The following is a 24,594-nucleotide window of genomic DNA, read 5'->3' on the forward strand; positions in this document are numbered from 1 at the left end:
AGGGCCAAATCGGTCAAGGTTTGCGTCCTCAGGCATCAGCACCAGGCTCAAGCAACAAGGAACAAACCCAAGGAATCAGTCCTGATGCTGCACGTAATGAAAGGATGCAAAATCAGCGGGTTTACGACAACCCGTAATATCCTGGCAACACAGGCCCACAAAGGCACCCGTGAACCCAAGATTGTGGTAGTCGTCGGAAAGGATTGCAGCGTTGAGCACAGGTCCGATGCCTTTCCAGTCACTCCCCGCTACACGGTAATAAAACTGAAGGTCAGCGCCCTTGAGCGTCAACTTCAGCTCGACCGCTCCCTCATCTGCGATACTGACATCCTCAGGCAGCAATTCACCGCTCTTCGCAGCATCCGTTCGCAGGATGTTCAGATTGCGTCCCAGTTTTTCATCATGACTGATGCGCAGGTAATAGTGATTTTCGGTATCGTAATATGCAATCAATCCCGCCATCTGCTGAAAACTCTCCGGTTGGAATTCCACCACGGTTTTCACTTCGATATCGAGTGACTGTACGCGCCTTGCAATCAAGCTTTGACGAAACAGACTCACGGTGGGTTCCGCACCCTTCAAGCGCAGATATCCGGGACGTTCCGTCAGGCTGAGCCACTCCTGCGTAATCGGCTGCCGCAGACTTTGAAAGTGAATGTCCAGATCCGGGGAATCAAACAGCCCATTCCAAGGCTGCTTGCCAGAAGGTTGAAGCTTGATGCCCGCTGGTCTTTCCACCTCGACGATGGGCTGGTTCGTGCCGTGGCTGAGGTAAATCCAGTCATCCTCGCGCCACTCGCACTTCTGCAGCGCCGTTTCGCGTCCGCGTATGCAGTGCACGCCGTCCACCGGGCGTCCACACAGGTGGGCCAAATACCATTCACCCTGCTGGGTCTCCACCAGCGAGCCATGTCCAGCCTTCTGCAAGGCAATATCCCGGTGTCCCCAGGAGGTTACCAGATGCTTGTCAGGATGAACCTCATAGGGTCCGTCAATGTTGCGCGAACGCGCGACCGTAACCGCGTGCTCATACTGCGTACCGCCTTCAGCAGTCACCAGATAGTAATATCCGTTGCGCTTGTAAATGTGAGGTCCTTCCACGAGGGCACGATCCGTCCCTTTGAAAATGTTCTTAACTGGGCCGACCAGTTTCTGCTGCTTCGCATCGTATTCCTGAAGCAGGATTCCCGAGAAGCGATTGTTCTGGTGCCGGTGGTCCCAAACCATGTTGAGCAACCACTTGCGTCCGTCATCATCGTGGTAGAGCGAAGGGTCAAACCCACTGGAGTTCAAATACACGGGTTCTGACCACGGTCCCATGATATCGGGTGCGGTTACCAGATAGTTGTAGGCAATTTTGTAGGGTTCGCGCAGCCAGTATTTGGTGTCCGTATAAATCAGGTAGAACAGACCGTCATGGTATGTCAGGCACGGTGCCCAGATGCCCCCCGAATCCGGGTTGCCCAGCATGTCCAGTTGACTCCTGCGCTCGAGCGGGCGTTTGATCAGCTCCCAGTTCACCAGATCACGGGAGTGATGAATTTGAACACCTGGAAACCACTCAAAGGTCGAACAGGCAATATAATAGTCGTCACCCACCCGCAGGATGGATGGGTCAGGGTTGAACCCTCTCAAGACGGGGTTTTGAATCATGTTCATGCCGGTAATAACGAGATTGAATAAAACGTTTAATTGATTTCAGGAACAATGTCACGCAGTTTCTCCCTGTAAAAGTTCAGGTTGAAAAACAACCGATGGTACCGCATCCGGCTTGCCGCGAAGCAACAGCTCCAATGCCATCTCCGTCGCTTTGCGGCCCATTTCATAACTCGGCAATTTCACAGTGGTCAGTCGCTGCCATGCACAGAGTGAACCATAATCTCCGTTAAAACTTGCAAGCGCAATGTCCTCCGGCATGCGAATCCCCTTTCGATATGCATATCGCCCGATCAGGTTGGCGAGATCATCATCGTAGACGATGATCGCCTCATAGGGTTCCAGCAACGTCCATTCATCATCCCGCAGATCAACATCAAGCCCCACTACATCCTTTTCCAGTTCCACCACATCGGGTTCCAGCCCCTGAGCCTTCATTTCTTCCTGAAACCCCACCATGCGGTCCAGCGCACTGTGGTGCATCTGAGCAATGTCTCCCGTAAAGCCCTCGTTGCGCCGCAGGACAAACGCAATCTTGCGATACCCTTTTCCAGTCAGGTAGCGCACCAGCATACGCGCCCCCTCCACATCGTCGACATACACCGAATTGTTTTCGTGCTTGTCGTTCAGGTAGACCACCGGAAAATCAGAATTCTGCAACGCTCCGTGGATGCGATCCGACAGTTCGCTGTAACTTTCGATCACCAGAGCATCCAGATTGTGTTCATTAAATACCGAAGGCAGGGAAAGCGAAAGGTCATCCACATTGTGAGGCAGGCGAATCAGGGTGATGCGGTAGTGATTCTCCTCTGCTGCATCGTGCACACCAGCCATATAGCCTGCCGGAGTGTGGGTAAAAAGCCCGTTTTTTGCCACAAAATACCCAAGCGTGCCAAACTGCTTGGAACGAATGGATCGAGCACCCGAATGTGGACGATAGTTCAACTCCTGCGCCACTGCCTTGACGCGTTCGATGGTCTCATCCTGCAGTTTGATGTTTGAGTTGGCACTGGGTCGAAGTGCCTGGGATACCGTGGCAGTGCTCACACCTGCCACCCTGGCAATGTCTTTGATCGTCGCTCTTTTCTGGGGGAGATGCACAATAGAAGAGATAATTCAGGCAGAACAGGGCAAATAGCATCGCTATCATTGAAGTCTCAAGACCCCCTTTTCAAGCAAAATATAGAACGATTAATTACTGAAATCGAACAAGTTACATTTCACGAATCCTTCACTCTTCTCTCCGACAATGAGCAACAAAATGCAAAAAAGGGAAGCCACTCGGCTTCCCTTTTTTGCAAGACCACACGCTGTGTGATCCAAATGTCTCTCACACCAACCTTAGAAGGTGAAGGTATTGGTGAGGGTCCAGAGCTGTGCGGGAGCGATGCGAACCCCTGCCCAGCTGCCATCGGGCTGCGTGGTGATGGGGATCAGATCGTCTCCATTACCAACGTTGCGAACGTTGAGCTGGATGCGCCAGTCGATCTTGTCCGTGATCGGACGACTGTAACCGACCCAGAGGTCGATGTCGCCTTCTTCCGGACCATAAACCGGGTTGGCCAGGTCATAGGTCGTTGCACCACCGACTTCGATGAGCGGGTAACCGATGACCACCTTGTCCTGCCAGCGATACGCACCACCCACATTCAGACCAGCCAATACGCCGTCCGAGAAGTTGTAGTTGGTGATGATGTTTGCACGCCACTCACGCAGTTCGGGAACAGCAGTGCCTTCGAGCAGCTGAACCAGTGCGTAGTTGGACATGAAGTTGGCATTCCACTGCCACTCGGTGGTTTCGGTTGAACCACCCCACCAGATGCGCAAGTCACCGGCAGCCGTGTTCGCGTAGGTATTGGTGCGCTCTTGGATGAACTCGTTGAGCGTGTCTCCACCCACGTTCGAGCGGCTGGACTCCTGCTTCGCAATGTTGGCGGTGATGCGCCAGTTGGAAGTCGGATTCGCAGTGAACTCGATTTCAATACCCTTGGAGAGGGTATCTTCCGTCGCAGTGAAACCGGACGGTGCACGTTGCGTGGTGTTTTCACCATCGAACTGGAAGTTCCAGGCATCCAGGAACTTCTGTACGGGTTGATTGGCGTACCAGGCCGCAATAGCCTCAGCTTCCAGAGCAGCCGCTTCTTCCGGAGTCTGTCCGGTCCAGGGCTGATAGTTGATGCGCCAGTCTTCACCTTCTTCATACTGGTAGATGGTCGCCCAGTTGTAACCCCAGGCCACACCCGTTCCGAGGAACCAGGAATACGCAGCAATCGCATTGCTCGATGCGAGGTTCACGCGTGTCTCATACCAGTTGATCTTCATCGAATACTTGCCGTCCTTGGTGGAAAGCAAAATACCGAGGTCTTCAGTGGTTCCGTTTGGTGCTGGCAGCGGTGTGCCATAAATGTCAGAGCGTCCTGCCGCAGGCTGGAAGTTTTCCGATTCATTGTAGAAAAAGCTCAGGCCAAAGGGCAGCATGCCTTCCGGAAGCAGCTCATCCACGTGAACAACGGCACTCCAGCTGGTTGTGTTGCCCTTGACTTCGTTCTGCGCTTCCGAGGGAAGGGCAAAATCGGTCAGCACACTACGTCCATTGACGCGCGGTGCCTGATAGCTCCAGGCCTTGGCAGTGTCCTCACGGTAACCGTAGGTTCCCACGATCGCACCATCCCAGAAGTAGGACTGCATGACAAATGCGGTGGACTCAATTTCATCCTTGGTCAGATCCGCACTGGTGGTCAGCGAGTCACGTGCCGCCTGGCTGTCCGCTGCACGCACAATGCCGAGCGGCTGCTGTACCCAGCCCACATAGTTGGAAGGGTTGGAAGCCTGAGTCGTTGGATCGCTCTCACGATAAGTCGGAATGTACTCGGCAGTGGGATCCACGTCCGGAGCATTCCAGGTCGGATCAAAACGCAGAATCATGCCGTCAGTCGGAATCTGGCGAGCGGTGATCGCCGGAATGTTCGCTCCCGATGCAGACGAGCGGTCTGCAAGAGAAGGTCCCAAATACGTCACCGTGTTCACGGCACGCCAGTTGTCGTCAATGTTGCTGACACCAATGCGCTGCCCGTAGGCCTCATCGGTACCATAGCGCTGCCATCCACGGTTCTCACGCTCAATCGTGTCGCGATTTGCGAAGGCCGTCAGCACGTGACGTCCGAGGATACGGGTCAGAAGGTTTTGCTCCTGAATGAAATCCCGAACATCGATGTCGGCAAATGCCGTCACACGGAAGGATTCGCGATCCGTCTTGCTCATACCGTTACCGAACTGAGCGGAATCACTCACGAAGGGACGCCCCACATTCGGATTGGGTTCACCGTTCGCATAGATTTCGTCAATATCGAGGTAGATCGAATAACGCTCACCGGCGAGCATGCTGAACTGCCCGTCCTCATAGCTTTGGCTGTCAAATACGGCTTCGACACCCAACTTGTTGTTGAAGAAGGTCTGAGTCAGGCTGACATTGTAGGCATCCCATTCCTGGTAAGCTTCCTTATTCGGACCATCAATCAGCTTGTCATAGAAGTTGAAGATCGTCGGATCGGTAAGGTGAATGTCCTTGTACTGACCGAATTCACTGAACACGAGTCCTGCATCCTTCGCATAGTCCTTGTATCCCTTGATACCGTTCGGACGCTGATAGGGCAGCGAGATTGCCGGATCCGGAGCACCGTTCGGTCCCGTACCACCCTGGGTGCGGATTTCCGTCTGGTAGTAACGCGTAGGTTCAGTCTGGTTGCGCTCGGAGAAGATCGCCAGAGCACCGCCAAACACCTGAGCGAAGTTGCCTACCCACGGGTTGTAGTAAGGATTGATGTCACCGTTCTCATAGGTCGGACGACGTGCACCACGTCCGGGAAGCATCGTATAGTTATCCTGCGTATAGATCGGATTGAACGTCTCCTTGTTCATGTGCGTAAACCAGGGAGTGATCTTGTCGATCGGAGGCAGCATGCGCGGGTTGTTGCGTGTGATATCACCTCGCTCAATGTTAAAGCGAATCGACGTCAACATGCCATCCTTCTTGAGGAAGGCTGGCTCGTAGCGCAGGGCAAGAAAGAGACGGTCATCGTCCTCAAACGCGCCATCCTGCTGGTATTTCTCACGCTCGGTCAGACCTGCAATGCGAACACCCAGTTCATCATCAATCACGCTGCGGTTGATGTTGAACGAGAGACGTCCGGAACCATGCTGACCAATGCGAGCCTCAACCTTGCCACTGTTGATGAAGTTGGCGCTGTCGAGTGTATTGTTGATGATACCGGCAGGACTGCCCAATCCAAAGAGGATCGAGTTGGGGCCGCGCTGCATATCCACACGTTCCACATTGTATCCATCCCAGGGAATGTTGGTCAGGAAGTAGTTGCGGGTATTATCTGCAGCAGCGAGACCACGCACACGGGTGTTGGTGGAAGGATTCGTAAAACGACTGTCCTCGGACAGGGTCTGTCCATCACCGACACCAGCATAGTTACCAATGATACCGCCGACTTCACCACTGGTGGTGTACATCAGGAGGGATTCATTGTTTACGGCTCCAGTGTCCTGGAGAAACTCTGCAGTCACCACCGATATGGCAGATCCCACATCGCGAAGTTCTGTTTTCAGTCGTGTACCTGCCAGTGAGGTGGTTGCGAGATAGCCAACGTTTTCGTCAGTTGTCACTTCGAACGGAGTGAGCGTATAGACATCTTCGTCCAACTCATCCGTCGACTGTGCTACCACCCCTGTTGCCAGGGTACAGATCAGGAAGCCATAAGGCCATCTGTGTAGTTTCAGTTTATTTTTTTTCATTGGGTTACACACCCCTCCCGAAAGCCGCTGTAGGGCAAAATGCCCAAGGTTCGTATTTACACAGCATCGACTGTCGCAAATCCGGACCCACAGCCGTTTTCAGGTTTGTGGGTTAGTTTTCTAGGGTTTCATGCAAGCCCCCTGTCCCAGAGGGAGAAGTGGCATTGCGAAAAAAATCCCGATGCCTGGGCAGCGCCAAAAACACTGCACCACCATCAAGGGTTATACATAGGGTTGTCTGGTTAAAATTCAAAACAATCAGAATTCATTTTGCTGCTCACACCTTTCTGCATTCCCATCCATCGGGTCTTAAACCCAAAGGGCAACTGGGTATACAGGGAAATTTAGGTGATCAGCGCAAACAAAATGGCATCAGGGTTTGGTTCAATTAGGGTACAATCGGGTTAAGAAAATGCCTGGGATCTGACATAACAGCTAACCCCTTCGCGTTGTTTTTCAAGCGAAAAATAAAACGATTAATTAAATTGACAGAAAATCCAGCTCCACACATTGATGAGACAGTCATACTGCCCCTGAGACCTGTACATTTGAAATCCATCCCGAAGCACCACTCCGGTGTTTCCGCTCAGAATTTCAGCCGTTTTCGGCAGATTTCCCGGATTCGATTTCAGATCCTGATGAACCAATCCCTGAACTCATAAATCTATGGCACGCTACACCCAAAAACTATCCTTCGGCGAAAAAGCTGGCTACAGCCTCGGTGATGCCGGAGCCAATCTGGTCTTCCAGGTGCTCATGGCCTACCAGTTTTTCTTTTTCACCAAAATCATGGGCATCACGCCCGCAGCTGCTGGTACCCTCTTTCTGGTCGGACGCTTTTTTGATGCGATCACCGACCCCATGATGGGAGTGCTCGCTGATCGCACCAAGACGCGATGGGGACGCTTTCGCCCCTGGCTGGTCTGGTCCGTTCTTCCGTTTGCCGGCATTTTCTGGATGACGTTCACCTCTCCCGGATTCGAACCCGGCATGCAGACGCTCTATGCCTATGTCATGTATTTCCTTCTCATGTTGCTCTACACGATCAACAATGTGCCCTATTGTGCACTGGGTGGGGTAATGACCGGAGATGTGGACGAACGCACCAGTCTGAATACCTATCGCTTCGTAGCAACCACCGCTGCCACCTTCGTGGTAACGGGTTTCACGCTTCCGTTGGTCGACAAACTGGGTCAGGGTGACGATGTCAAGGGATGGTCCATGACGATGGGGATCTATGCCCTGCTGATGATAGGATTGTTCATTGTCACCTTCCTCTCCACCCGTGAGCGCGTGGAGCCAGACCCTGAGCAGGTCAACTCCGTCAAGCAGGACATCAAGGACCTCTTCAAAAACCGCCCCTGGGTCATTCTTTTTGCGGCCACCCTGAGCATTTTCATCATGCTGGTCGTGCGCGGTGGTTCGCTCGCTTTTTTCATGGAATACTGCGTCGACCAGGCTGCGATGTTCAGCTTCCTCCAGCAATTCAATCTGGTCATGCCGCTCGAGGGAACCTCTCTGACCCTGGGTCAAAAGGTCCTCGATACGTTTGGACTTCTTGTTCAGCAGGACCACAGCAATGTGCCATCCGTCACCTACGCCTTCATCAACATGGTTGGTACAGGCACCATGCTCATCGGCGTCATGCTCTCAAAACCGCTCTCCATCCGCTTTGGTAAAAAAGCGGTGTTCATCACAAGCTTGATCGCCACTTCGCTGTGCACGTTCTGGCTCATGTTCATCCCCGCTGACAACAGTGGCATGATCTTCTTCCAGGGCCTGCTTTGGGGTGCCTGCTACGGACCCTCTATTCCACTACTCTGGTCCATGATTGCCGATACCGCTGACTATTCGGAGTGGCAGACGGGACGTCGCTCAACCGCATTTGCCTTTGCCGGCGTAGTCTTCGCACTCAAATTTGGACTGGGCGTGGGTGGATTCGTTCAGGGCATGCTGCTGTCGTTCTACGGCTACGAAGGTGGTAGCCAGATTTCCGAATCCGCGATTCGTGGATTCCTCCACACATCAACCGCCTACCCAGCCCTGTTCATCCTCTTCGCCGTTGTGATCATGATCTTCTATCCCATCACCAAGGAGTTCAACTATCGCATTGCCAACGAGCTGGCTGAACGGAGAAAACATTTCAAGACCGGAGACGAAGTCACCAGTTGACGCTGCTTCGGGCAATACTCTACACCCGTTTACCATCTTTCACTGGTTTCCCCTGTTCATGCAAAAACATGCACCTGACAGGGGAAACCTTTTTTGTATGCTCTACAGGAACTGACTCGCTGCGAAAAAGGCCCTGCAACTCGCCAGCCCAAACCGATTTCTGCGGCATCCGGATCGCCCAAATTCCGACACCGCACGACTGATCAAACCCTAAACCAAATCCATCATGCCCTTCCCTGCTCCACATACCCTGCGTACGCTGCGCGTGCGCACCATCGCCACACGCGCTCTGATTTTCGTTGCATTACACCTGCACATCCATGCGACCCAACCTCCTCCCACTCCAGACTACTTTCAACAAATGCTCCGCGTCAGCGAAGTTGAAGTAGAGCAAAAACTGGAGGCGGCATGGCAGCATTTTTTTGAGGGCGATGCCGACACCCAACGCCTCTATTTTGAAGTGGGTGACGACATGGCCTATATCGCTGACATTGGAAACCAGGATGTGCGCTCAGAAGGCATGTCGTATGGCATGATGATCGCGGTAATGATGGACCGTCGTGAGGCCTTCAACGCACTTTGGAAATGGGCAAAAACCTACATGTACCACCGAGAAGGTGGACGTGCGGGATACTTTGCCTGGCATTGTGATTTTGACGGAAATCAGCTCTCCGAAGCCTCCGCCTCGGATGGGGAGGAATGGTTTGCCATGGCGCTCTACCTGGCCGCAGGGCGATGGGGCAATGACAAGGGTATTTTCGACTATCAGTCACAGGCCGACCAGTTGCTGCACGACATGCTGCACAAACAGAGTCCCGACGGCTATCTGAAGAGCATCATTCACAAGGACGAACTCCAGCCGGTGTTCGTCCCCCATGGCAAATACGCAGAGTTCACCGACCCATCCTATCACCTTCCTGCATTCTACACGCTCTGGGCACAGTGGGCGCCAACAGATCGTGAAATATGGGAGCGGTGCGCAGCCGTCAGCCGTGCGTTTTTCCACAAAGCAGCACACCCTGAAACCGGACTCATGCCCGACTATGCCCATTTTGACGGTTCCCCGCGCATCGACGATAACCACAAGGATTTCCGCTTTGACGCCTGGCGCACCCTCTCCAACGTCGCCCTCGACTGGGCATGGTTTCAGGCCGATCCCTGGCAGGTGAAACAAACGGATCGGGTGCTCTCTTTCCTTCTGCAGCACTTCGACCATCTGCCCAACCAGTTTGCACTCGATGGAACCCCACTTTCCGATGAGTCATCTCCGGGTCTCTATGCCATGGCCGCTACAGGCGCACTTGCCACATCCGATCCAGAACTCGCTCAACCTTTCGTACAATACCTCTGGGATGCCCCCTTCCCCGAAGGCAAATGGCGCTACTACGACGGGTTGATCACATTTCTGGGTTTGCTACAGGTGAGCGGACGATTTCAAGTGACTCCTCCACAGCACTGACCGCATCCTGCGGGCATTCCAGAGCTACGGCAGATCGTCGATTCATTCATTCCAACGCCACACTCCGGCAACATCATGCGCTGCCGGAGTGTGGGGAAAAGGCGACTTTTCCTCTTCTGGGGTTCAAATCCCGTCAATGGAAAGCCCGTTTCGCAACGCAAGCAACTCGATCGTCCTGCGGGGGTGAATCAGGTGACGACGTCCGTCCTCGGTGGTTTCAGCCCCAAGCGTGATCAGGGAAATCACTTGCGCAGGACTCAGTGAGGGATCCAAAGCCAGCAACTTTGCCGCAAGATTCGCCACGTTGGGTGCACTCATGGATGTTCCCGAAAACTCCTGTCGATGCCCTCCGGGAAGGTAACTGTCCACCTCAAATCCGTTGGCATGAACGCGCACATTTTTCCCGTAGCTGGTGAACGATGTTTCCTCACCAGCCTGGTCCACCGCTCCGACCACCAGTACATTATCCAAGTCGATGCTCGACGGAATCACCTTGTTGAACTCAACATCTTCGTCGCTGTTTCCCGCTGCGGGAATAAACAGAATCCCAGGTGCTGAAGCCATTGCTTCGACCAGCGCATCATAGGAGATTTCATAGAGGATGCGCGCCATCTGCGCTCGCATCTCACCATCGTCGCCCACCCCATTGGCCTCGTAGGCGGATTCAATGCCTGCCTGGGTTCCTCCCCAACTCATGTTCACCACACGCACTCCCGCTTCCTTCATGTATGCAACAGCTTCTTTCATCGCACGTGCCGCCCTCACCCCATCCTCAAGCGTGGGCACATCGGGGATTACTTTGTGGTCAAAGGTGATGCGTGCTGTCAGCAGACGAATCCCCGGATTTCCTTCTGCTGCAATGCCCGCAACATGTGTTCCGTGTGTGAAATTCCCAAAATAGCCAAGGTCGAGCAGAAAGGCTTCAATCGCATCCGGTTCCAGCGTCGACATGTACTGCTTGAATTCACTCGCTTCTTCACTGTCGATTGATGCCTGAACGTCAGAGAGTCCCTTTGACATGCGAATCAGATCTCCATAGCGCTCCTGCACCGCTGCAGGCAGGTCAAACAACACACCCTGGGTGCGCTTGTTCTTGAGATCATGGGCAAAACCATGGACATCATCCACCCATCCATTGCCGTCATTATCAATACCATCTCCCGGGATTTCAGCTGCATTCTTCCATACCTGCCCAAGTGGTTCAAAGATATCCACATCCACTCCGCTGTCCCAAATCGCCACAATCACCTCATGCAAATTTGAGACTCCACTCAGATCAACATTGCGTTCGGGCCAAATATTGGGCTTTTCAACCCGGTGATCCGCAATGTAGTCCGACAGTACACGCACAATGTCGTTTTTCACTGGCATCAGGAAATCCAACATGAATTTTAAATTCACCAGAGCCGCCGCTGCATTCAAATCCAGCTGACCACTCGCGGCTACTCCCGGATCCATCTGCGCCTTCACGAGTCCGCGAACGAGGTTCGCACTGTACATTTCCATACTGCCCTTGCTCGACTCGATGTTATCCTGCACCACCTCCCATGGAAGTTCCCGAATCGAAGCCTCATAATCCTTCTGATAGGCCTCAGAAAACGCCGCTGTGCCCAGCTCATGACCCGCCAGCAGCACCCGAAACAATGAATCGGTTGACAAACCACTGGTCAACCGCTCTGCAGGCTTCTCCTGCATCTCCCGAATTTGCTGATTGATTTGCAGTGCCTGCTCGAAATTCCCCTGTAGCACCGCCACGTTGCGAAGGTCTGCCCAGTACCCTTTCAGTGTCGTCTTGTCTTGAATGTCGTAGGTTTCGAAGATCGATTCGATTTTAACCTTCAAATCCTGCGCCAACTCCAACATCGCGTCGGAGTCCTCAAGTCGTTCTGAGGGAATCAGCTCGCTGCGAAAAGTAATGCGAGGCAGATCATCAGCACGCTGTACCGGAATCCGGGAATTTTCCGATTCGGCATGAAGTTGCAGGCAACCCGCAATGAGTGTCAGGCAAACCCATAAATCATTTGGTTTCATGGCAATTCGCAGGGTCACGGACTGATGTTGTTGCTTCGGACACAGCACACCGCAACCCCTGCAAACCTGTGCTGCAACCGAAATTTTTCCTCAATCCTACAATCTACATGAGAAATTGCAATGGCACTTCACACTCAGTGCTTCATTTCCACGAAATGTAGAATGGCGTAAAAACCCCGAAAGCTTCTCAAAGTCCAGATCGGTAAAAATGGCGTCAATTCCATTTCCATTCTGGCTCATCGAATAAACCATTGCCAGCCGACGTCGATGTAGAGGAACCCACAGATTCACCCATGAATGCAACCCCTACAACCATGCTCCCGAAACCGAACCCGGTCCGCATCGGTCATGACGATTCCCAATCACTGCTCCATTGGGTCAGTGAACTGAGCCATCAGGAGTTGCTGAATTTCAGTGCCTACCTTCCAAACGACCTGAGTCATTACGCCCAACAGCAAAAAACCTGGCTGGAACACTGCATCGACTTGCTCCATACAGAACTGCATCGCCGTCCGAATGCTGGCGAAATCGCAAACCAGATATTGAACACGGATGACTCCCGGCGCTTTCGCGCGTATTACGCCCTTCGCTTTCCTGAACGCGTAACACTCGATCCGGATACCCTGTTCGAAGTGAATTCCAGCCGAATGCGCATCCATCTGGATTCATGACCCAACGCAAGTTCCTGCAAAAGAAATAGTTTTGCTTGTTTTATTCGAAAAACCAAATACGATTTCTACTGTTATCATTTCCATCCATACTATGTTTTGAGTCGCTGCCCTCCGGCAGCGGCTCATTTTTTTGCAGAAACAAGTATATCCCAAAGCCGCAGCAGTTCTGCAAATGAGCAGATATGCTCCATACTGGAAGACAGAAGGATCACAGGATCTACTGCCCAAACAACCGCGCATCGATCTAAAAACGCGCTGACCTCTATTCAGTGTTGATGCTGAAGAGGGAATCCAGTGACCGCTTTGCCTCAAGCTGAAGTTCAGTGTCACCATGCTTTACGGCAAGATTGTAAAGTCCCATCCATCCACGCAGATCCCCATTTAGCTCTTCCGTGAGGGAACGACAAACCTGCTCTGCTTCGTCTTTCCATCCTTGTTGATCCGCATAGTTTGCAAGAAAACTCAATCCCTTCAGATCCCCGGAAGCTTCTCGGCGTGCACGGCGCCAACTCAACTCAAACTGAGCAACATCTCCCTGTTCTCTTACAACACGGGCACGCATTGCCTCCCTCACCACCGCAAGCAATGGAAGTTCCTTGTGACTCAGCAATTCCTCCATCTCGTTCCATTGATTCCGGGCGGCAAGGATATCCAGGTACACCACAGCCGCATCCCGCTGCAGCAGCGCCTCCTCTGGAGCAACCGCAAAGGAAGCCTGATCATACGCTTCCACCGAAACCAACCAACGGGCAATCTGCACCCGGGCCTCCAACGGTTTACCCGTGATAAAAGTTCGCCAGGGTTCGTCCGCATCAGCCCCCATCGCTGCCAACTGGCGCGACTCCAACGCCGCCGCCAGATGACCATGCTCGAGAAGCGCCTCAGGATGGGTCTGTAAAAGCTGCACGAGCTTGCGGCTTTCCTCAGGTTTGAGAGTTCGCAGCTTGGCCAATGCAACGAGCGCTGCAAGGGATGTTGAATTCTTTCCCTCCGCCTGGCTCCACAACCAATTCAACGCCTCGGTGCGGTCAGCTTCACTGCCTTCCAGCATCATCAGATAGGCCGCAATCTTAAAGGCATCCCCAGGTTGTGCTTTTTGCAGATGTGCACGGGCAGTCACGATAGCCTCATGGATTCTGCCAAGCGCAGCGAGCCACTGCACTTCGTGCTCGCGGACTTCATCAATGCGGTCGGGAGCAGCTCTGCGAAATCCCTCCAAAGCAACTGCTGCAGTCTGGTGATCCTTGCTCTGGATCGAGGTGAGAAACATCCCCTCCCAAACCTCAGCGTTACGTGGAAAACGCTGGACTACCTTCATCCAATAATCCATGGCAAGCGGGTGTTGCCTCGCAGACAAGTAGCGCGCTTGAGCCAACATCACCCCCTCATCATCTGGCGCAAGTTGCGTTGCGGCAAGCAGGCGCGATTCAAATCCCATCCAATCCCCACTCTCGTAGTAGGATGCAATGTCCGCAACCATGCTGCGTGCACGATAGCGCTTGATGCGCTCATAGGTCGGTTCCGCAAACCACGCTATGGCAATCACCACCAGTCCAACAAAAGTGGCGATCCATGCCAGGCGAACCCAAAACCGTCGAGCCATTGAATCTCAGGATTTCAGATTGACCGAACGTCGACGGCGCCAGAGGTGCAATCCCACTGAAAGCGTCAACAACACACCCGCAGCCACGGTGCCAGGTTCGGGTACCGGTGTTCCATGAACGTTTCCAATGTAAAACACAAGGTCTTCAAAGTCATTGTCTGAGCTTTTCCACCACGAACTGTTACTCGGGTTTGGACGCCGCCACAGATCTTCAAAACTGACCAATGTGCCCGGAGTTGCCTCACTTCCCGGGCCAAACCAGCCCTCCTGGGCCGTCCCATCAAACGTCAGCACTTGATCGGGGTTGGTTCCAATATCCCCGGCAAGTGGATTCCCCACATTCCCGGTATTGCCTGCCTGCAGGCCCGGATTCGCATCGGTGAATGAAAACAGGGGCCAGTTTTTTCCATCGTTTTCCGAATAACTTCCGTTAATCGCAAACTGACTGAAGTGCCCATCCTGTGAGTCATAGAGAAAATTGGACAAGGTATTGTCGGGAATGATAAAAAATCCGAGCCGACTCCCACCCTCCAGAATCCGGGTCGCTGTATTCGCAGTGGTCGGCTGTGCACTGTACTCCCAGCTTTCATTCGAATAGGGGTTGTTGGCAGCAGGCTGCGCTCGAATTGCACCACTCGGAACCGAAGCTGCATCCTTGTCCACGATCACAACTTCAGCAGTGGACAGCGCTTCAACTGCCCACGCCTGCTTTTGTTCAACCGTATCCGTCGGCATCGCCAGCAACTCGTCTGTGATGTGAAAAAATCCGAATTCAAACAAATACCCTCCCCCGTCATAGAGAAAAGTAAAGGTCACTTCCTGAGGGCCACTCCCCGAAACCAGGTTGTATTGGGCTTCCGTTTCCGTAAACGCTCCTGCATTGGGGTCGTCGTCCCCAAATACATCGCCAAGGATCCCGCGAAGGGTTTCATAGCGGGGGGCACCCGGATCGTCACTGTAAAGAACACTGGTAGGAATCACGGGGTCCGCAGACAGCGTCAGGATAAATCCAGACACGCAAGTCACACTCGCTACTTTAAGTAAGCGGGCTAGCTCAGAAAGAAAAAAGCACATCATGATGCTACTATCGGACAATCTGCAAAAAATTTCAATAATTTTTACAGATCGCCTCCTGTCGACGTTCATCAGCTTCTTTTCGGTTGCCCCGCAACCATTCACCACTTTCATCCATACTAGCCATGAATGACAAACTAGAGGAAGGAACCGAACTCAATCTCGATTTTAAGAAACTGAGGAAAATCGCCTCCGGAAGCGAAGATGTGATCCCCGCCGTAGCACAGGATGTCGATACGGGTGAAGTTCTCATCATCGGCTACGTCAATCCACTGGCACTGCAAACCGCAATGAAGGAAAAAATGGCGACCTTCTGGAGCACCTCTCGCAACGAACTCTGGATCAAGGGTAAAACCTCCGGAGACTACCTGGAGTTGATCGAAACGCGTGTAAACTGCGAACAGAACTCCATCGTCTATCGCGTGCGCCTCAAGGGCAAGGGTTCGTGCCATACCAAAGATGCCAACGGCGTGGCACGCCATGGCTGCTACTACCGTCGCCTGCGCGAGGACATGAGCCTGGAATTTGTCTGATGCCATCCCCCAAATCACTACTTCATGCGAGGCATAGAATGCTCGCAAAGGTCGCTTTGCGATTGAAATTGTGAACAACTTCGTTCAAATTGTGTCCAAGTGAAATTCTGGGGAACACGTTCGCGAACCTTCTTGCTGGCACTCGGGATCAGTGCGGGATGGATACTATCTGCCGAGACGCAGACCTCCACCGTGCGTTTTACCTTCCCCGATGCTTCTGACAAAGGGGAATCCGCTGCCGTTGAGATTTTATCCCCGCCAGAAGTACAGTCCGATGCACCTGAGCGCTCCACCTCCATGCCCATGGCACAAAGCTCCCGGGTCTGGCTGGGGTCCGATTCAGAACTGCCTTCACAATGGAAAATCAGTGCGGATTGGGATCGCTCCCTTGCCAACATCCGCAACCTGCATGATCTGGCACATTCCCCATACCACAAGACTGATACCTTCGAACTCAGGGGACGCTATGAGACGCCTCTCTCGGATTCCATATCTGCATTTTCGGAAGCCGGACTCAGCCTTCAGTCGGGCACTACTGCCACGCTCACGAATGGTCACAGCCTCATCGCAACGACAGGTGCCAGCATTGCGGTCAGTCCCAAACTGAAATTTTCCATTGGCATGCTGACCAACAAACACTTTCTCGGTTCCGTTCGCAGTATGCCGATCATCGGACTCGACTGGGATATCACGGACCGGCTGACCCTTCGAACCCTCAACGGTGCATTCCTCTCTTATGAGTTGAATCGCTCAACGGAAATTGACCTCAGTCTGCAGTATTTTGACGACAGCTTTGCAGTAGAAAACCTGCAGGGCACTGTCTTCATGCGCATGGATCAACCATTGCTGCTGGAAGAATCTTCCCTCGTGGGAACCTTTGGGGTGCGTCACAACTGGAAGGACGTATTCAGTATTCGCGCTTTCGCTGAATTTGTTGGCAGCCGCGATCTGCGTGCCCCCAGTCTGAGTGATGGTGTGGATTCAGTGGAACTCCCTTCTACCGATGACCAGCGCCTTTCTTTCGGAGTGGAAGGAGGCATTCGCTTTTAACAGAGAGCTGCAACATCCGTTTCTATAGATTTTCGGGTCGCTCCACCTCCGTAAACCCCGGATTGATTTTCGGATTTCTGAACACAATGCTCTTGAAAAGCGGAAAGCCCTTCATTTACTGCAACACACATTCATCATGGAAACTCAGGAAAACACAAAACTGGTTGGCAAAGTAGCAAATGTAATAGATCTGGGGTTGACCCTTCTGTTCTTCATTCTCATGGCCTTTGCCATGCGCCCGTTTGTTCCAATGCAGGGCAAGGGTGTTGTGGAATTCTGGGCTGCCTTCACCGCTCTGCCAATGGCAGGTGTCTTCTGGATTGTGGTGCAGATGTTTCGGGTCACTTTGGTTGATCAGTTGCGTGCCCGCCGTATCCGTGCAGAGTCTGCTCAGGACTGATAATGGATCCTTGCCCTGGCTGATAAGGTCGGTGTTCCCGCATTCCGGTCAACGCAGCTGATCGCAAACCAGGCAAAAGGATTCTTCCGCGATCAGCATACCACATGCGTTCGAAATTTCTCGAATTGCATTGATCATGCAACACGCACCGGAAACCGAAAATTACCGGATTCCAGCGCAAAGCATCCTCAATCCTCAAGGTCTTGCTCCCACTGCTCCCGTTCTTTCGCCTCGGCGATACGTTTCTTTTTCAGAAAGACCGAACCCAGCAGAATTGACAGTTCGTAGAGCAGGTAGAGCGGTGCTGCCAGAATGACCATTGAAATCGGGTCACTGGGCGTGATGATCGCAGAGATCACCATGATCACCACCAGCACGGTGGACCGGATTTTGCGCAACCGCTCGGGTGAAACGATCTCCACATACTGCAAGAGCAGAAGCAGCAATGGGAATTCGAACGCTCCACCCACCGCCAGGATCATCCAGACCACAAAGTTGTAGTATTCCGTAGCGGTCCATACGATTTCATAGCCCAGCATCTGATTGAACTGCAGGGACACATAAATCGATAATGGCAAAATGAAGTAGTAAGCAAACGCTCCCCCCAACAGGAAAAGGAACAAACTCGCAACACAGCCCGGCAACAATACCCGGCGTTCGCGCTTGGTGAGGCCCGGTGCCAGAAAACCCGCGACAAAATACAGGACAAACGGAAGAGCCAGAGACAATCCTCCCAGAAAGGCGACCTGCAGCAGCACTGTAAACGCTCCCATCGGGCTGATCGTCACCAGGCTACCCATGCTGGTTCCCATGCGTTCCAATGCAGTATCCAGCGGTTGGGCAAGAAATCCCGAAACAAAAGGGAGAAAACCTACGATCACCCCACACCCGATTAGAAATGCCAGCAAGCTCCGGATGAGCACCCAGCGAAACTCCTCGAGATGGTCAAGAAAATGCATCTCAGCGTTTTCGTTTTTCTCAGATCTGCGGGATTTAAACATATTTTGATTTGATAGCCCGCAATTGCGGAGTATGAATTGACAAACCTCGACTAGGGGATTTTTCCATTACACAACAAGAGCGCGAGGCTTTTCTCTAAACAAAAGACAGAATCCTCTGCAATACTGCGAGGATGAAAAACTCAAAAAAATATCATGACAGCTTGTCCTGAATCGAACACAACCCCCGAGACCAAATACATCTACGCATACGGTCAAACAACTGACGGAAATGCAAAGATGAAGAATCTTCTGGGTGGCAAGGGTGCCAACCTGGCGGAAATGGCTCGCATCGGCCTTCCGGTACCTCCGGGGTTTACCATCACCACCGAAGTCTGCACGTACTATTACAAGAATAACCTGACCTACCCTGCCAGTCTCGATGCCGAGCTTCGCAAGGCTGTCGAAGTCGTCGAAAAGCAGGAGGGAAAGAAGTTCGGCGATGCATCCAACCCACTCCTGTTCTCGGTTCGTTCCGGAGCACGTGAGTCGATGCCGGGCATGATGGACACCATTCTCAACCTCGGTATGAATGACGCCGCTGCCGAAGGTCTTGCTACCAAGACTGGCAACGCCCGTTTCTCCTACGACTGTTACCGTCGCTTCATTCAGATGTACGGTGATGTCGTCATGGGAGTGCAGCCCCGTCATGAGAACGAGCACGAACCGTTCGAAGTGGTGCTCTCCGACCTCAAAAAGGAACTGGGAGTAGAACTGGATAACGACCTGAGCGCCGACAACCTCAAGGAACTCATCTCACGCTACAAGAAACTGATTCTCGAGCGAGTGGGCCAACCTTTCCCTGAAGATCCTTACGAACAGCTCTGGGGTGCAGTGGGTGCGGTCTTCAGCTCCTGGAACAACGAACGCGCCAAGGTCTACCGTGCCAAGTACAACATCCCCGTCGAATGGGGAACGGCTGTCAACGTGCAGACCATGGTCTTTGGAAATACTGGAAACACCTCCGGTACCGGCGTGGCATTCACCCGCGACCCCGCCAACGGTGAGAAGGTCTTCTACGGCGAATACCTCATCAACGCTCAGGGCGAGGACGTAGTCGCAGGCATTCGCACTCCCAAACCCATTGCGCTTCTCAAGGATGAAATGCCTGCTTCCTACGATGAGCTGGAAGCCGTTCGCCAAACCTTGGAGCAACACTTCAAGGACATGCAGGACTTCGAGTTCACCATCCAGGAAGGCAAACTCTACATGCTTCAGACCCGTAACGGTAAGCGCACGGGTCTCTCCGCCGTTCGCATTGCCTATGAAATGGTGAAAGAAGGACTCATCGATGAAAAAACCGCAGTGCTTCGCATCCCGGCTGAGTCGATTTCCAGCTTGTTGGTTCCCATCTTCGACGAAAAGGCCCGCAAGTCCACAGATGTGCTTGCCACAGGACTTCCAGCAGGACCCGGTGCCGCAACTGGACGCATCTCCTTCACTGCCGGTGGCTGCGAGTACATGGCGAAACACGGAGACAAGGCCATCCTTTGCCGCGTTGAAACCACTCCCGAAGACCTGCGTGGCATGATTGCCAGTGAGGGCATTCTCACCTCTCGCGGAGGTGTCAGCTCCCACGCGGCGCTGGTTGCCCGCCAAATGGGTAAGGTCTGCGTCTGTGGTGCACACGATGTGGTCATCGACTACGAAAAGCGCACACTCACGGTCGGAGAAACCGTTCTCAAAGCAGGTGATTTCATCTCCATCGACGGCACCACTGGTGAAATCTTTGCCGGTCACGTCGGAACCGCTCCGAGTGAGGTCAATCAGGTGCTGTCCGGGCAGAAAACTGCCGAGGAGAGCTACACCTTCAAGATGTTCGCGACCATCATGGATTGGGCCGACAAATACCGTCGCCTGAACATTCGCACCAATGCCGACAATCCGAAGCAGGCCGAAAACGCCATCGCACTCGGTGCCGAGGGTATCGGTCTCTGTCGCACCGAACACATGTTCTTCGAAGGAGATCGCATTGATGCAATGCGCCAGATGATCCTGGCCTATTCCACCGAAGAGCGCCGGAGAGCACTCGACAAGTTGCTTCCCTATCAGAAGGAGGACTTCAAGGGCATCTACGAAGCGATGAAGGGCTTGCCCGTTACCATTCGTCTGCTCGATCCGCCGCTGCACGAATTCCTGCCTCACGAGGGTGGCGCACGCCATGCCCTTTCGGAAAAGCTTGGCATTCCCCAGGAGACCATTGCGGAACGCGTCAACGCACTGCACGAAGCCAATCCAATGCTCGGTCACCGTGGTTGTCGTCTCGGTATTTCCTACCCGGAAATTACCGAAATGCAGGCTCGTGCCATCTTTGAGGCTGCAGCCGAAGTGATAAAGGAAGGTGACGAGGTCAACGTCGAGGTCATGGTACCGCTCATCGGGTTTGAGGCCGAACTCAAACACCAGACGTCTATCATCCATCGCGTGGCAGACGAGGTCTGCAACTCCATGGGCGTAACGATCAACTACATGGTCGGAACCATGGTAGAAATTCCGCGCGCTGCCCTCAATGCTGATAAAATTGCCAATGAGGCGCAGTTCTTCAGCTTCGGAACCAATGACCTCACCCAGACCACACTGGGCATGAGCCGTGATGACTCGGGCAGTTATCTTCCGATCTACAAGGATATGGAAATTGTCACCCAGAACCCCTTCGCATCAATTGATGTCGATGGTGTCGGGCAGTTGGTGGACATCGCTGTTCAGCGGGGTCGCAGCACTCGCCACGACATCAAACTCGGGATCTGTGGAGAGCATGGAGGCGATCCGTCCTCCATCAATTTCTTCCACAGTGTGGGGCTGAACTACGTGAGTTGCTCACCACCGCGCGTACCCGTTGCCCGCCTTGCCGCTGCACAGGCAGCATTGCGCAACGCGTAACGCCGACGATATCAGAAATATCTCTCATTTGCCCTCGACCAAGCCGTCGGGGGCATTTTTTTTATTTGAGAAACTGGCTGTCTTTCGACTTGGCATTGCCCACCCTTGCACTAACCTCCAAACCAGATGAATCTTCGCATCATCCTCTTTGATTTTGACGGCACGATTGCCGACACATTTTCCGAAACCGTTGAGATTTTCAACCGGTTCGCTGCGAAGTACCGTTACAACCGGATTGAGGAGCATGAGATTGAAAAAGCGCGGCACATGAACGCTTGGCAGCTGCTCAACTTTGTGAAGATTCCCAAGCGCAAGGTTCCTTTTCTCCTGCGAAAGGGGCGTTCCATGCTCTACCGCAATCTCGACCGCATCGCGGTATTTGAGGGTATTCATGAGATTCTCAGCTGGGCTGAAGAACACCAGATCATTTGTGGAGTGGTCACTTCCAACTCCAAAAAAAATGTCGAACGCTTTGTTTCCGTTCATCAATTGCCCAACATCCATTTTGTTCGCTCATCATCCCGCCTGATGGGTAAGCCGCGTGAGTTCCACCGCATCCTCAAAAAACGGCGCATTGCAAAGGATGAAGTGATCTACATCGGTGATGAGAGCCGTGATGTCGACGCCGCACGTGAATCGGGTATCAAAGTCATCTCTGTGACCTGGGGCTACAATTCACGCGAAGCACTGAAGGCGCACCGGCCCGATTTCATTGCCGATCATCCAGAAGATTTGCAACGCATTGTGGCAGACCTGCACCAGGCCCCGCGCCAGGTTTCCCATTCAAAAGCTGAGCTGCATGAAAAATCAACAGCTGACAAGTCAGCGACTCGCTAAGTCCTCACACACCAAAATTGAGAACAGCCCGTAACGATCCTCATGCATCACAGCTTGGCTACACCTACATTTCGTTCGCTGCCCGGCTTCGCGCGACCGGAACAAACTCGTTGAGCGTCGCTAGTTTCATGCGGTCCTTATCGAGTTTGAAATAAAATACTCCGGGTTCCGGATCAATCAATCCCACAGGCACATCACGGGACTGTCCTCCCGCAAACCAGAGTGACTCATGGGGTCTTGAAGCAGGTTCTGCATGTTCGTAAAACCCGGCAAAGCCCTGTTTCCCATGCAAATCCAGGACGACAAATCCCCGCCCACGAAGGGCCTCCGGTTCGTGCTGCCGCTTGTCCAGATACTCTGACCACAACTGCTCTGCATAGCCCTCTGCACGCGCAAGTCCGTCATATGCCTTATCCTGAATGAAGACAAGCTCCCGGATGTTCGCCCCCGACTCAATGGACTCAAGGTCGATCATTCCGTCTTCAGTGATTTCATACACGACCAGTGAAGGTCCTTCCAATGCCTCTTCCGGTCCAGCAGGACCACTGCGAAACACCCCTACCGAGAAGGTCAACAACCATACTGCTGCCGCTGCTGCCAGCGTGCCTGGTGCCATTCTCCAGCCGCTCCAATCCCAAGTGCGTTGCTTGCGGCGTCGAGGCGTCTCCTCATTACCTTTTGTTGCATTCACTTGGGAAGCCAAAGAAGCCAACACCTGCGAGCGTACTCGCGCCAACTCCTCATGACTCATGCGGTGCTCATGCGAGCCGTGGCAAATCGCGATCTCAAAGCTGTGCTGCAGCTCAAAATATCGATTCCGCACGCCTTCATCCTCACGCAAGGCGATTTCAACCTTATCAGCTTCCGCTTTTTCGAGCGATCCGGACAAGTAGTCCATCAGCACCTGATCTGATACTTGCTCATTCATGACTCAACCTCCAATTGTTCCTTCACTTTCATCAATCCTCTCCGAATCCACGTTTTTACCGTGCCGAGCGGTAAATCCAGAATTCCAGCAATCTCTTCATGTGTGAATCCGTCAAACAATGCCATGTGTAGCACCCGCTCCTGTGCCTCGGGCAGGGATTTCAGGCGATGCTGAACGGATTCACTCAATTCAGTTCCTTCCACCTGTTCACTCGGCACCTTCTCGGAAAGCGGAATCACCGGCCCTCTTCCGGATTCCTCGAGTGCCTTCAGCTTGCGCTGGTGACGTCCCCTGGAGCGCAAGCGGTTCCAACACAGTCTTCGTGTGATCACAATCATCCAGCTGAATGGACGTGACAGTTTCGGATCGTAGTTGCCCGCATGGTTCCAGATCGCCACAAACACATCCTGCAGCACCTCCTGCACTTCTTCCCGATTTCCCAGAATGCGATACGCGAGCGAAGCCAGTGGAGCTGCCAACAAGTCGTAGAGCTGGGAAAGGGCACTCTCCTCACCTTTTCCGATGCGAACGAGCAGCTCCCGATGAAGCTCAACATCCCGATTTTCCGGAACCTCACTCACGCAACCCACCTTCCTTTCCCGAATCGAAGAAGCCTTGCTCAATCAACTCGCTCACACGTCTCAGGAAATGTTCGCATGCCTGCTTCATCGCATTGTGATAGGCTTGGTCCCGAAGGTTTCGAATCGGCGTCACCGGCATCGACTCACGTCCCAGAAAAGTGCCCAGGTCCTCACGCGTTTCGTCCCACCGGTACCTGGCTGCGATCACCGCACGCACTTCCGTTCTACGATCTGCTCGCCACTCGTGAACATAAAGCGTGATGCGGGGCAGCTCGGAAGAGAATCGCCCGGGAAACCGGCGAATGTCGAGATGCGCATCAATTTCCATCTCTCCAGCGCATTGCTCCAACACACCCGCTAATTGAGCAAACTCTTCCTGTGCTGAGTGATACGCACGGGAATCCAAAGCTCCACCCTGCATCTGCCTGACAATCTCCAGTTGCACAGTGGGAACCGTCTTCTCTGCTTCCGAAGCGTTTATGATCGTTTGCATCAGCAAACCGACGCCTAGCAGCAAACATCTCGTCCACAGGGATGGGGCAAAGGATACCATATCACAGTCAATTGTTTCGAATTCTCCGAGCAAGACTATGCCAAATGCAGTCAGCTGGATTCAGCGATTTGTCAATTGCCAAAACTTGTCATTCGCATGCCGCAAGCGACTGTAGACAGGTCAGTATTTTGGCAAGATTGGTACCGGATCGGGGACTCGAACCCCGGACCAATTGATTAAGAGTCAACTGCTCTACCAACTGAGCTAATCCGGCCCAACATCGTGGAAATAACCACGTTCTTCAAATGAAGAAGGTTCCAAAATCTAGAAATCGCATGGAAATGCAACCCCTTTTTTATCACCGAGCTCACTTTTTGGATAGTCGGCAGCACAGCCGATTCCTGCTTTCGCTGCAATCGATTTTACCG

The 24,594-nt window shown here is 53.0% G+C and carries 18 protein-coding genes and 1 tRNA gene; 8 read left to right on the forward strand and 11 right to left on the reverse strand.

What is annotated here, in order from left to right; all coding sequences use genetic code 11:
• Positions 1-75: 75 nt before the first annotated feature.
• The 3 genes from ABQ298_00165 to ABQ298_00175 form a co-directional block, all read right to left on the reverse strand.
• Positions 76-1,659, reverse strand: a complete 1,584-nt coding sequence (locus tag ABQ298_00165; protein ID MEQ9822779.1) for a glycoside hydrolase family 43 protein — start codon at positions 1,657-1,659, stop codon at positions 76-78.
• A 51-nt stretch (positions 1,660-1,710) separates the two neighbouring features.
• Complete coding sequence (locus tag ABQ298_00170) at positions 1,711-2,757, reverse strand: LacI family DNA-binding transcriptional regulator (protein ID MEQ9822780.1); 1,047 nt, start codon at positions 2,755-2,757, stop codon at positions 1,711-1,713.
• Between the two features lie 240 nt (positions 2,758-2,997).
• Complete coding sequence (locus ABQ298_00175) at positions 2,998-6,456, reverse strand: TonB-dependent receptor plug domain-containing protein (GenBank protein ID MEQ9822781.1); 3,459 nt, start codon at positions 6,454-6,456, stop codon at positions 2,998-3,000.
• Positions 6,457-7,122: 666 nt separating this feature from the next.
• Here ABQ298_00175 and ABQ298_00180 point away from each other — a divergent pair.
• Together ABQ298_00180 and ABQ298_00185 are read left to right on the forward strand one after the other, a co-directional pair.
• A complete protein-coding gene (locus ABQ298_00180; protein MEQ9822782.1) occupies positions 7,123-8,628 on the forward strand; it encodes an MFS transporter in 1,506 nt (501 codons plus the stop codon).
• A 226-nt stretch (positions 8,629-8,854) separates the two neighbouring features.
• Complete coding sequence (locus ABQ298_00185) at positions 8,855-10,087, forward strand: glycosyl hydrolase family 8 (protein MEQ9822783.1); 1,233 nt, start codon at positions 8,855-8,857, stop codon at positions 10,085-10,087.
• A 123-nt stretch (positions 10,088-10,210) separates the two neighbouring features.
• Here the strand turns inward: ABQ298_00185 and ABQ298_00190 are convergent, their stop codons facing one another.
• The gene (locus ABQ298_00190; GenBank protein ID MEQ9822784.1) at positions 10,211-12,118 is read right to left on the reverse strand and encodes a S8 family serine peptidase; all 1,908 of its coding nucleotides are present in this window, start codon (positions 12,116-12,118) and stop codon (positions 10,211-10,213) included.
• A gap of 314 nt (positions 12,119-12,432) precedes the next feature.
• Here ABQ298_00190 and ABQ298_00195 point away from each other — a divergent pair, with 314 nt between their 5' ends.
• Positions 12,433-12,789 (forward strand): hypothetical protein, encoded by a 357-nt coding sequence (locus tag ABQ298_00195; GenBank protein MEQ9822785.1) that lies wholly within the window; start codon positions 12,433-12,435, stop codon positions 12,787-12,789.
• 262 nt (positions 12,790-13,051) lie between these two features.
• Here the strand turns inward: ABQ298_00195 and ABQ298_00200 are convergent, their stop codons facing one another.
• Complete coding sequence (locus ABQ298_00200; protein MEQ9822786.1) at positions 13,052-14,392, reverse strand: hypothetical protein; 1,341 nt, start codon at positions 14,390-14,392, stop codon at positions 13,052-13,054.
• Between the two features lie 6 nt (positions 14,393-14,398).
• Positions 14,399-15,409 carry a DUF4114 domain-containing protein gene (locus ABQ298_00205; GenBank protein MEQ9822787.1) on the reverse strand — a complete coding sequence of 337 codons (1,011 nt, stop codon included), beginning with the start codon at positions 15,407-15,409 and terminating at the stop codon, positions 14,399-14,401.
• A gap of 182 nt (positions 15,410-15,591) precedes the next feature.
• On the opposite strand from ABQ298_00205, the gene ABQ298_00210 reads away from it, so the two are divergent.
• The 3 genes from ABQ298_00210 to ABQ298_00220 all read left to right on the forward strand — a co-directional run bounded on the left by ABQ298_00210 (position 15,592) and on the right by ABQ298_00220 (position 17,449).
• A complete protein-coding gene (locus ABQ298_00210) occupies positions 15,592-15,999 on the forward strand; it encodes a phosphoribosyl-AMP cyclohydrolase (protein MEQ9822788.1) in 408 nt (135 codons plus the stop codon).
• A gap of 99 nt (positions 16,000-16,098) precedes the next feature.
• Positions 16,099-17,049 carry a hypothetical protein gene (locus ABQ298_00215; protein MEQ9822789.1) on the forward strand — a complete coding sequence of 317 codons (951 nt, stop codon included), beginning with the start codon at positions 16,099-16,101 and terminating at the stop codon, positions 17,047-17,049.
• Between the two features lie 136 nt (positions 17,050-17,185).
• On the forward strand, positions 17,186-17,449 hold the full coding sequence (locus ABQ298_00220; protein MEQ9822790.1) for a hypothetical protein: 264 nt from the start codon (positions 17,186-17,188) through the stop codon (positions 17,447-17,449).
• Positions 17,450-17,637: 188 nt separating this feature from the next.
• Here ABQ298_00220 and tatC read toward each other — a convergent pair whose 3' ends face one another.
• Positions 17,638-18,450: a twin-arginine translocase subunit TatC gene (gene tatC / locus ABQ298_00225; protein MEQ9822791.1), complete on the reverse strand. Its 813-nt coding sequence runs from the start codon at positions 18,448-18,450 to the stop codon at positions 17,638-17,640.
• A 153-nt stretch (positions 18,451-18,603) separates the two neighbouring features.
• Here tatC and ppdK point away from each other — a divergent pair, with 153 nt between their 5' ends.
• On the forward strand, positions 18,604-21,327 hold the full coding sequence (gene ppdK / locus ABQ298_00230; protein MEQ9822792.1) for a pyruvate, phosphate dikinase: 2,724 nt from the start codon (positions 18,604-18,606) through the stop codon (positions 21,325-21,327).
• Positions 21,328-21,453: 126 nt separating this feature from the next.
• The gene (locus tag ABQ298_00235; GenBank protein ID MEQ9822793.1) at positions 21,454-22,164 is read left to right on the forward strand and encodes an HAD-IA family hydrolase; all 711 of its coding nucleotides are present in this window, start codon (positions 21,454-21,456) and stop codon (positions 22,162-22,164) included.
• Between the two features lie 64 nt (positions 22,165-22,228).
• Here ABQ298_00235 and ABQ298_00240 read toward each other — a convergent pair whose 3' ends face one another.
• The 4 genes from ABQ298_00240 to ABQ298_00255 form a co-directional block, all read right to left on the reverse strand.
• A complete protein-coding gene (locus tag ABQ298_00240; GenBank protein MEQ9822794.1) occupies positions 22,229-23,092 on the reverse strand; it encodes a hypothetical protein in 864 nt (287 codons plus the stop codon).
• Entirely contained in the window at positions 23,089-23,673 is a 585-nt protein-coding gene (locus ABQ298_00245; protein ID MEQ9822795.1) for a sigma-70 family RNA polymerase sigma factor, read from the reverse strand. The genes ABQ298_00240 and ABQ298_00245 overlap by 4 nt, the downstream gene beginning before the upstream one ends.
• A complete protein-coding gene (locus tag ABQ298_00250; GenBank protein MEQ9822796.1) occupies positions 23,666-24,166 on the reverse strand; it encodes a hypothetical protein in 501 nt (166 codons plus the stop codon). The genes ABQ298_00245 and ABQ298_00250 overlap by 8 nt, the downstream gene beginning before the upstream one ends.
• A 198-nt stretch (positions 24,167-24,364) precedes the next feature.
• Positions 24,365-24,440, reverse strand: a tRNA-Lys gene (locus ABQ298_00255).
• Positions 24,441-24,594: the final 154 nt, after the last annotated feature.

The organism is Puniceicoccaceae bacterium, assembly GCA_040224245.1.
Lineage (GTDB): Bacteria > Verrucomicrobiota > Verrucomicrobiia > Opitutales > JAFGAQ01 > JAKSBQ01.

Coding starts and splice junctions, on each gene's coding strand:
- ABQ298_00165 (MEQ9822779.1), bottom strand. CDS start 1,659: ATGAACATGATTCAAAACCCCGTCTTGAGAGGGTTCAACCCTGACCCA.
- ABQ298_00175 (MEQ9822781.1), bottom strand. CDS start 6,456: ATGAAAAAAAATAAACTGAAACTACACAGATGGCCTTATGGCTTCCTG.
- ABQ298_00180 (MEQ9822782.1), top strand. CDS start 7,123: ATGGCACGCTACACCCAAAAACTATCCTTCGGCGAAAAAGCTGGCTAC.
- ABQ298_00185 (MEQ9822783.1), top strand. CDS start 8,855: ATGCCCTTCCCTGCTCCACATACCCTGCGTACGCTGCGCGTGCGCACC.
- ABQ298_00190 (MEQ9822784.1), bottom strand. CDS start 12,118: ATGAAACCAAATGATTTATGGGTTTGCCTGACACTCATTGCGGGTTGC.
- ABQ298_00195 (MEQ9822785.1), top strand. CDS start 12,433: ATGCTCCCGAAACCGAACCCGGTCCGCATCGGTCATGACGATTCCCAA.
- ABQ298_00200 (MEQ9822786.1), bottom strand. CDS start 14,392: ATGGCTCGACGGTTTTGGGTTCGCCTGGCATGGATCGCCACTTTTGTT.
- ABQ298_00210 (MEQ9822788.1), top strand. CDS start 15,592: ATGAATGACAAACTAGAGGAAGGAACCGAACTCAATCTCGATTTTAAG.
- ABQ298_00220 (MEQ9822790.1), top strand. CDS start 17,186: ATGGAAACTCAGGAAAACACAAAACTGGTTGGCAAAGTAGCAAATGTA.
- tatC (MEQ9822791.1), bottom strand. CDS start 18,450: ATGTTTAAATCCCGCAGATCTGAGAAAAACGAAAACGCTGAGATGCAT.
- ppdK (MEQ9822792.1), top strand. CDS start 18,604: ATGACAGCTTGTCCTGAATCGAACACAACCCCCGAGACCAAATACATC.
- ABQ298_00235 (MEQ9822793.1), top strand. CDS start 21,454: ATGAATCTTCGCATCATCCTCTTTGATTTTGACGGCACGATTGCCGAC.
- ABQ298_00240 (MEQ9822794.1), bottom strand. CDS start 23,092: ATGAATGAGCAAGTATCAGATCAGGTGCTGATGGACTACTTGTCCGGA.
- ABQ298_00250 (MEQ9822796.1), bottom strand. CDS start 24,166: ATGCAAACGATCATAAACGCTTCGGAAGCAGAGAAGACGGTTCCCACT.